This window comes from Gordonia desulfuricans NBRC 100010, from assembly GCF_001485495.1.
Taxonomy (GTDB): domain Bacteria; phylum Actinomycetota; class Actinomycetes; order Mycobacteriales; family Mycobacteriaceae; genus Gordonia; species Gordonia desulfuricans.
The window spans coordinates 36,576-45,167 of sequence record NZ_BCNF01000081.1 but is presented as its reverse complement, the minus strand read 5'-3'; the positions used below and the strand labels follow the sequence as shown (position 1 = coordinate 45,167).

The window sequence follows — 8,592 nt, the reverse complement described above, 5'->3', positions numbered from 1 at the left end:
CCAGCAACAACCACCCGATGGTCGAGCCAGGACCGAGCCCCACAGGGCGAGGACCCGAGTCGAGACCCAGCAAGCCCCAAAACGCCCGCAACCACCCTCGCAATCCTCACCCACCAGCCCCGACCAACCGAGGTTTCGACACGCCACGTCGCTCCGCTCCCCATCGGCTCAACCAGCATTCGGCTCGACCCGCAATCGGCGCATCCGAAGTCGAGGCGGGGCGGGAAGGCGAATAATCGCCTCATGAGCACACCGGCCAATCTCGCCCGATTGCTGCCCGGACTCGACGTCGTCCGCCGCTATGACCGCACATGGTTGCGCGGAGATCTGGTGGCCGGGGTGGTACTGACCGCGCTGCTCATCCCGGCGGGCATGGGCTATGCGGAGGTCGCCGGGCTGCCACCGGTCAACGGCCTGTACGCGACGGTGGTGCCGTTGATCGCCTATGCCATCGTCGGGCCGTCGCGCATCCTGGTGCTGGGTCCCGACTCCTCGCTGGCACCGATCATCGCCGCCGCGATCATCCCCCTCGCCGCGGTGTCGGGTGACCGCGTCGCACTCGCCGGGATCCTGGCGATCGAGGTGGGCGCGGTACTGCTCCTCGGCGCGCTGCTGCGGCTCGGATTCGTGACCGACCTGCTGTCCAAACCGATCCGGATCGGCTATCTCAACGGCATCGCATTGGTGGTGTTGCTCGGCCAGCTGCCGAAGCTGCTGGGCTTCAGCACCAGTGGGGAGTCGGTGATCGAGGAGGCCGCGGAGATCGTCCGCGGCATCGCCCACGGGGAAGTGGACTGGTTGCCGACGACGATCGGCCTGGCATGCCTGGCGGTGATCTTCGGGTTCAAGCGCTGGTACCGGGCGATCCCGGGAGTGCTGGTTGCGGTGGTGGGGTCGATCGTGGCGGTCGCGGCGTTCGGCTGGGCCGACCGGCTGCCGGTGGTCGGCGCGATGCCCCGCGGCCTGCCTTCTCCACAGCTCAGCGGCGTGACCTGGCACGACGCGGTGTCACTGATCGGGCCCGCGGTCGGTATCGCGCTGATCGCCTTCACCGACACCAGCGTGCTGTCCCGGACCTTTGCCGCGCGGTCCGGGACCTCCGTCGACGGCAGCCAGGAGATGGGCGCTGTGGGTGTGGCCAACGTCGCCGGCGGGGTGTTGGGCGGCTTCCCGATCTCGGCGTCGTCGTCGCGCACACCTGTCGCAGAGCAGGCCGGGGCGCGGACTCAGCTCGCACCGCTGGTCGGGGCGGTCCTCATCGTCGTGTTCATCCTGGTGGCGCCGGGGGTGACGGCGTATCTGCCGTCGTCGGCGCTGGCCGCGGTGGTCATCTCGGCGGCGATGGCGTTGGTGGATGTGCGAGGCGTCGTCGCCCTGTTCCAGATCAACCCGGTGGAGGGGGCACTGAGCGTCGCGGCTTTCCTCGGGGTGGCGCTGATCGGTGTGCTGCAGGGCATCGTCGTCGCGATCGCACTGTCGCTGGTGGCGTTCGTCAACCTCGCGTGGCGCCCCTACCGGACCGAGCTCGGGCTGGTGCCGGGTGTACGGGGCTACCACGACCTGAGTCGCTACCCGGCTGCCGAACGCATACCCGGGGTGGTGATCGTGCGGTTCGATGCACCACTGTTCTTCGCCAACGGCGGCATGTTCGACGACTTCGTCCGCTCGACCGTGCGCGCCGCGATCTCCGACGGACGAGCGGTGGAGACCGTGGTGGTGGCCGCCGAGCCGATCACCGAGATCGATGCGACCGCCGTCGACGAGCTGGTGGAGCTCGACGACTGGTTGCGCGCCCATGACATCGAGCTGCTGTTCGCCGAGATGAAGGGGCCGGTCCGCGATCAACTGGCCCGGTACCGGCTGACCGTCGACGGGAAACCACGCTTCGACGACTCCCATTTCGCGCCGACGACGGGAGCGCGGATCGACGAGATCACCGGCCATCTGCGCACCGACATCGACGGCGCGAACCCGATCAACGAGAACAACCGCCCAGTCAACGAGATCGAGCGCCCAGTCAACGACAACGAGCGCCCAGTCAACGAGATCGAGCGCCCAGTCAACGAGATCGAGCGCCCGATCAACGAGATCGAGCGCCCAGTCAACGACAACGAGCGCCCAGTCAACGAGATCGAGCGCCCGATCAACGAGAACAAGGGCCCAGTCAACGAGAACGAGGGCCCGATCGACGGGTGAACCGGACAGGCGGGCCTGCGACCAGCAGGATCGTCGGCGATTCGACCGTCCTATGAACGGGGGGTTTACCGCGAGCGCCATCGCATCTGGATCCGCCCGGACGTAATGTCTGCCCACAGACAGTTGCTACACCCGGGGAGGGAGTGACCATGGGCGACTTCGACATCGACACGGCCCTGGCCGATGCCTGGGGCGACTACCGACATCATCTCGGCGGTCTGCTGAGCGTCCTGGCGATCGGCGATCACTACGTCGTCGCGCACACCTCGGAGATCCCCGAGGTCAGGCACGTGCGGATCGGGTTCACCGTCACCGGCGCCCACCGCGTGCGCGCCACGATCAGTGCGGCCGACCTGACCGACACCCCCGGCGCCCCGGCAACCCTGGCCCGCGGACTACGCCTGCTCGGCTGGCGGCGTCTGCGCGACGGCAGCCTCATCAGCGAGGTGGGGCGGCGGCGCATCGACGATCTCGCCTCCCGTGCGGTGGCGACCTTCCGCGAGATCTGGGGTGTGGTGCATCCGGTGTTCCTCGACGGCCCCGATCCGGGCCCGCGCGAACCCGTCCTCGAATGGACGAGGCTGCCGCACGACCATCGGGAGCTGCGGACACTGGTGATCGATTCGCTCGAGTCGATGGCCGGGGAACCCCTGGTGGTGGACGACGACGGCGACATCCCCCTGCCGACCGGCGAGGTCCGCTCGTGGTTGCGGGTGATGCCCGACCGTCCGACCCTGGAGTTCTTCGGCACCATCGTGCCCGAGGTCCGCGACGTCGGGGCGGCCTACGAGTTCGTCGCCACCCGATCCGTCGAGTACACCGGGATCAAACTGCTGGTCCACGGCACGTGCGTGGTGGCGGTGCTGACCGTCGAGGTGACCGCCTTCTCCCGGCACAACATGGCCGTGGGTCTCGGACAGTGGCTGCAGTTCGTCGCCGACGTCCGGCCCGAGATCCTGGCCGAGCTCACCGAGACCCTGCCGCCACGCTCACCGAAGCCGCTCCCTCCACACCGCAAGCCGTGACCGGCCGGCCCGAGGGTGCCGATGCGGACCACCCGGTGACATCGGGCCCCACAACCACCTGACCCTCTCACACGACGATGCCGGTGACTCCCCTACGGGAATCACCGGCATCGTCGCTTCGGTCGGAACCGATTCAGGTCAGTGCGACCACTTCAGATCGTTCGCCCATGCCCGGGCTGCCTCCTCGGCGTAGGCCCCGAGACCGTGCGACGCCTGGTACTCGCGGTAGTCGACGCGACCACCGGAGGCACGCACACTGTCGACCCATGCGGTGGTCAGCGGAGCGGGTGCGACCAGGTCGAACAGTCCCTGCTGGATCAGCATCGGGGCGCGGTATCCGGAATCGGGCACCTTCACGACACCCTGCACGGCGTCGAGCAGCGGGCCCTCCGACAGCGGCTTGTTGACCAGCTGACCGACGGTCAGACCCTTGGTGGCGCGACCCTGATTCGGGTAGCACAGCGTCTGTGCGTCGTTGACGACCTTCTTGCCCAGCGGCGTCAGGTAGGAGTCGACGTCGATGTCGGGGCGGGCGACCTTGGTACCGGCCAGGATGTAGGAGACGTAGGTGACGTAGTCGGGCACCTCCACCGGCGGCATGCCGGGGGCGACCGCGGACAGCAGGCGTGAGGTGTCGACCGGCAGCGACTGCGCGGCGATGCCGACGTTGGTGAGTTCCGGGGCGTAGGTCGGGGCGAGGTGTCCGGCCCACACGGCGGTCTGGCCGCCCTGAGATCCGCCCGAGGTCAGGTACTCGGTACCCGCGGTCTGATCGGTGTACTGCGGGATCACGGTGCGGGCGGCGCGAACCGCGTCGATCATGTTCTTGCCCTGCATCTCACCGTCGGCGTAGGCGTGCACGCCGGGCCCACCGATGCCGGCGTACTCGGTGGCGACGAGGACGTAGCCGTCCTTCAGCCACGGACCGAACCAGTCGTCCCAGCGGCCCTTGCCGTCGATCTTGGTGCCCATGCGGTCGGTGACGGTGCACTCGTCACCGAGCCCGGAGGTGCCGTGACCCCAGGCGTGGATCCGCAGGGGACCGCCGCGCGTGTTGCGCTCGGGGACCGAGATGGTGGCGCGCACCGGGACCAGCTCGCCCTGGGAGTCCTCGGACAGATAGGTCACCGCGATGACGCGACCGGCACCGGCGATGCGCGTGTTCGGTTCGTTCGTGATGTCCTTGGACTCGACGACGCTGCCGGCTCCCTGCTGCGACGTCAGCCGCGGCGCTGCGGATGCCGGAGGTGTCCCGAGGAAGACCCCGGTCACCAGGGCGACGACCCCGAGCACGACCGTGATCGCCACAGTCCTCATTAATGCACGCACGAAGATCGCACTCCCTTCGATCAACCGAACAACACTCGCGATTTAGGCTAGCCTAAACGATTCTTTCGGTCGCGCCGGAAGGTGGTCACCGTCCTGCCGATACGGCACTCTTGGAGGATCATGTCCGATGAGCTGCTGATCGCACGCAATCCGGAGGCGGATTCGTCGCTTCCCTATCTCATCCGGCTGCCGCTGGGTGCGGACGGAATCGTGCTCAAGACCCGCGACACCTGGCCGCGAACGGCCAAGGTCTACTGCCACCGGGTACAGCAGTGGCCCGCCGACGCGGAGATCATCGAACGCGTGCCGGTGCGATCGATCAGCCGACGCGGGGCGGCGATCGACCTGGTCCTCGACCGTGCGCGGGAGAACCGGTCGCAGTTCGTCCTGACCCAGGCGCGGGGCCGGGAGATGGTGTTCTGGCAGTCGCGGCGCACCGCCAAGCAGGCCCGGCCGAATGTGGTGACCCCCAAGGCCCGGGCGCACGGTCACGTGGTGGAGATAGTCGTCGACACCCGGGAGCGCTACGCCTACAAGTTCTCCGCACAGCAGGCGTCGGTGACCACACGGGCCCTGCCGGTGGGTGACTATGCGGTCTTCGACGACGAGACCCTGATCGCGACGGCCGAGCGCAAGAGCATCGAGGACCTCTCGAGCAGCCTGTTGTCGGGGAAGCTCACCTATCTGCTCGCCGACCTCGCCCGGCAGCCGCGGGCGGCGGTCGTGGTGGACTCCGGGTATTCCGCACTGTTCAAGTTGGAGCACGTGTCGGCGTCGGCGGTGGCCGACGCCGTCGCCGAGGCGCAGGCCCGCTTCCCCGCGGTACCGATCGTGTTCTGCGAGACGCGGCCCCTCGCGCAGGAGTGGTTGTACCGCTGGTTCGGGGCATGTCTGGACGAGCATCGGCTGACCACGGCGGCCGATGCCGCCCCCACTGCGCTGACCGATCACGATCCGCCCGCACCGGCGGTGGTCCGGGCATGGGCCCGGGAGGCCGGCTACACCATGTCCGACCGTGGCCGGATTCCGGCCGAGGTGCTGACTGCGTATCTGTCGGCCGAACGACGGTGACACCGGTCACGGGCTACATTGAGGCGATCACGTCGTCATCGACCTCCCGGGGGAGACCATGAACTCGCCGTATCCGCAGGGCCAGAATCCCCATGCCGCACCGCAATTCGGGCAACAACCGCAATACGGGCAGCCGCAACCTCAACAGCCCCAGCCCCACCCCGGACAGCCTCAGCCGGCACAGCCTCCCTATGGGCAACCCCAGTACGCGCAACCCCAGTACGCGCAACCCCAGTACGGTCAGCCCCAGTACGGGCAGGCACAGCCCGGCGCGCAGGGACAGGGAGTGGCGATCACGACCCAGTTCTTCCCGCTGATGTGGATCCTGTTCTTCATCAAACCCAAGATCGTCGTCGACGGTCACGAGTTGCCCTCGGCGGTGTGGGGCCGCAACCAGATCCCGCTCACCCCGGGGCAGCACCATCTGCACGTGTACGTGCCGTACTTCCTGCCGCCGAAGATCGGTAAGGCCGATCTGCCGATCCTGGTGCAGCCGAATCAGCCCGTCGAGCTCCAGTACCGCGCTCCCCTATGGGCATTCAGCGGTGGATCGCTCGGCCCGGGACCGCAGCCGTACAAGGGCCTCGGCGCGATGATCGGTATCACCGCCGTGGTCGTCGTCCTGATGCTGCTGGTCATCCTGCTGCCGTTGCTGGCCGCCGCCTGAGCGACGGACATCCGGACCGACCACAATCCGGAAGGACTGCCGCCGGCGCGGTGACGACCCGCTCGGTCGGCGCGAAAGAGCGGTTCAGACCGCCGAATCCGGGAAGGCGATCACCGAGAGGAACCGGCACGGCATCTCCAGTAGGGCCACCGGTCCGTGCGGCCCCTCACCGTCGAGCTGCATGGCGTCGCCCGGGGCGAGCCGATACACGGTGCGGCTGTGCGCGTACTCCATTACGCCGGAGAGCATGTAGATGAACTCGGTGCCCGGATGCTGGAACAGCGGCTGGGTGACCGAGTCCTCGGTGAGGGTGACCAACAGGCACTCGAGCCGTTTGTGCTCGCCGCGCAGCGATCCGAGCAGCTCGTAGTCGTGTCCCTCCTTGGATCCGGCACGCACGATCCGCGCGCCCTCCCCCGACTTGACGTAGACCGCCGAGCGTTCGACGTCGGCACCCCGGAACAGTGAGGTCACCGAGACGTCGAAGGCGGTCGCCAGACGGGCGAGAGTGCTGAGACTGCACGAGGTCTGGGCGTTCTCGATCTTCGACAGCATCGCCTTGGAGATGCCGACGCGGGCGGCCATGTCACCCACGGTGAGCCCCTCCTGGAGGCGCAGCCGGCGGACATTGGTGGCGATCGCGGTCTCGAGTTCGAGTTCTTCGACGGACTGATCGGACGGACGATCCCGGGCGATACCCGACTGATTGCGGATCAGCGCATCGTCGTTCACGTGTCCCGTGGTCGCGTGTGAGACCGGCGTGTCCTCCATCGAGCCAGCATAACGGGAAACATCGTCCACTGTCGGGAACCGGGGCAGTGCTCCGACGGCACCGTCCACCCGTTGCCCACCGTGTAGTGCACACATGGTGTACCCACCCCCTCCCGGGGTATCGCGAATCCGCCACTCCGCTTGCCGGAGTGGCGGATTCGCAAGCGTGTCGGTTATCTCAGAAACCGGTTCCGGTACCCGGAATCCACCCGGTGCCGGCGAGCGGGACACGAGCCATCGCGGCGGCCTCCATCGAGATGGCGACGAGGTCCTCCGGCTCGAGGTGCTGCAGGTGGGCCTTGCCACAGGCCCGGGCGATGGTCTGGGCCTCCATGGTGGTGACCCGCAGGAAGTTGGCCAGCCGCCGACCGCCCTCGACCGGGTCGAATCGCGCCGACAGCTCGGGATCCTGGGTGGAGATACCCGCCGGATCGCGACCGTCCTGGAAATCGTCGTAGTAGCCTGCGGCCGAACCGAGCTTCTCGTAGTCGGCGGCGTAGCGAGGATCGTTGTCGCCCAAGGCGATCAGCGCAGCCGTACCGATCGCGACGGCATCGGCGCCCAGCGCCATGGCCTTGGCGACATCGGCACCGTTGCGGATGCCGCCGGACACGATCAGCTGCACACCGTCACGGCCACCCTTGCGGTGCACACCGAGTTCCTCGAGGGCCTGCACGGCCTGCGGGATGGCGGCCAGCGTCGGGATACCGACGTGCTCGATGAAGACCTCCTGGGTGGCCGCGGTGCCACCCTGCATGCCGTCCACCACCACGACGTCGGCGCCGGAATGCACGGCCAGCTTCACGTCGTAGTAGGTACGTGAGGCACCGACCTTGACATAGATCGGCTTCTCCCAGTCGGTGATCTCGCGCAGCTCGTTGATCTTGATGGCGAGATCGTCCGGACCGGTCCAGTCGGGGTGACGGCAGGCCGACCGCTGGTCGATGCCCTCCGGCAGGGTACGCATACCCGCGACGCGCTCGGAGATCTTCTGGCCCAACAGCATTCCACCGCCACCGGGCTTGGCACCCTGACCGAGGACCACCTCGATGGCGTCGGCCTTGCGCAGGTCGTCGGGGTTCATGCCGTAGCGGGACGGCAGGTACTGGTAGACGAGGTGCTTGGACTGGCCACGCTCCTCCGGCGTCATACCGCCGTCGCCGGTGGTGGTGGAGGTGCCCACCTCCGACGCGCCGCGACCCAGGGCCTCCTTGGCACCGGCCGAGAGCGCACCGAAGCTCATCCCGGCGATGGTCACCGGGGACTCGAGATGCAACGGGTACTTGGCATTCCGGCCACCGAGGACGACGTCGGTGTCGCAGCGCTCGCGGTAGCCCTCGAGCGGGTACCGCGACATCGAGGCACCCAGGAACAGCAGGTCGTCGAAATGTGGGAGCTTGCGCTTGGCACCCCAACCCCGGATGTCGTAGATGCCGGTCTCGGCGGCCCGCTGGATGGCCGCGATGGTGGTGCGGTCGAAGGTCGCGGACTCACGCAGTCCGCGCTGCTCGAGGGAGCGGTTGTCGGTCATGG

The 8,592-nt window shown here is 68.0% G+C and carries 7 protein-coding genes; 4 read left to right on the top strand and 3 right to left on the bottom strand.

Features of this window, described 5'->3' with window-relative positions:
• Nucleotides 1-243: 243 nt before the first annotated feature.
• On the top strand, nt 244-2,196 hold the full coding sequence (locus GD1_RS14055) for a SulP family inorganic anion transporter (protein WP_083534198.1): 1,953 nt from the start codon (nt 244-246) through the stop codon (nt 2,194-2,196).
• A 149-nt stretch (nt 2,197-2,345) separates the two neighbouring features.
• Nucleotides 2,346-3,221, top strand: a complete 876-nt coding sequence (locus GD1_RS14050) for a TY-Chap domain-containing protein (protein WP_059037649.1) — start codon at nt 2,346-2,348, stop codon at nt 3,219-3,221.
• Nucleotides 3,222-3,359: 138 nt separating this feature from the next.
• Here GD1_RS14050 and GD1_RS14045 read toward each other — a convergent pair whose 3' ends face one another.
• Nucleotides 3,360-4,538, bottom strand: coding sequence for a lipase family protein (locus GD1_RS14045; protein WP_059037647.1), 1,179 nt, complete (start codon nt 4,536-4,538; stop codon nt 3,360-3,362).
• Nucleotides 4,539-4,670: 132 nt separating this feature from the next.
• On the opposite strand from GD1_RS14045, the gene GD1_RS14040 reads away from it, so the two are divergent.
• Together GD1_RS14040 and GD1_RS25445 are read left to right on the top strand one after the other, a co-directional pair.
• A complete protein-coding gene (locus GD1_RS14040) occupies nt 4,671-5,621 on the top strand; it encodes an ERCC4 domain-containing protein (RefSeq protein WP_053776156.1) in 951 nt (316 codons plus the stop codon).
• Nucleotides 5,622-5,679: 58 nt separating this feature from the next.
• Complete coding sequence (locus GD1_RS25445) at nt 5,680-6,288, top strand: hypothetical protein (protein ID WP_238403809.1); 609 nt, start codon at nt 5,680-5,682, stop codon at nt 6,286-6,288.
• Nucleotides 6,289-6,372: 84 nt separating this feature from the next.
• On the opposite strand, the gene GD1_RS14030 is transcribed toward GD1_RS25445, so the two are convergent.
• Together GD1_RS14030 and GD1_RS14025 are read right to left on the bottom strand one after the other, a co-directional pair.
• Nucleotides 6,373-7,059: a helix-turn-helix domain-containing protein gene (locus tag GD1_RS14030; RefSeq protein ID WP_053776158.1), complete on the bottom strand. Its 687-nt coding sequence runs from the start codon at nt 7,057-7,059 to the stop codon at nt 6,373-6,375.
• Nucleotides 7,060-7,237: 178 nt separating this feature from the next.
• Nucleotides 7,238-8,590, bottom strand: coding sequence for an FMN-binding glutamate synthase family protein (locus GD1_RS14025; RefSeq protein WP_020790101.1), 1,353 nt, complete (start codon nt 8,588-8,590; stop codon nt 7,238-7,240).
• Nucleotides 8,591-8,592: the final 2 nt, after the last annotated feature.

Coding starts and splice junctions, on each gene's coding strand:
- GD1_RS14040 (WP_053776156.1), top strand. CDS start 4,671: ATGTCCGATGAGCTGCTGATCGCACGCAATCCGGAGGCGGATTCGTCG.
- GD1_RS14050 (WP_059037649.1), top strand. CDS start 2,346: ATGGGCGACTTCGACATCGACACGGCCCTGGCCGATGCCTGGGGCGAC.
- GD1_RS25445 (WP_238403809.1), top strand. CDS start 5,680: ATGAACTCGCCGTATCCGCAGGGCCAGAATCCCCATGCCGCACCGCAA.
- GD1_RS14045 (WP_059037647.1), bottom strand. CDS start 4,538: ATGAGGACTGTGGCGATCACGGTCGTGCTCGGGGTCGTCGCCCTGGTG.
- GD1_RS14030 (WP_053776158.1), bottom strand. CDS start 7,059: ATGGAGGACACGCCGGTCTCACACGCGACCACGGGACACGTGAACGAC.
- GD1_RS14055 (WP_083534198.1), top strand. CDS start 244: ATGAGCACACCGGCCAATCTCGCCCGATTGCTGCCCGGACTCGACGTC.
- GD1_RS14025 (WP_020790101.1), bottom strand. CDS start 8,590: ATGACCGACAACCGCTCCCTCGAGCAGCGCGGACTGCGTGAGTCCGCG.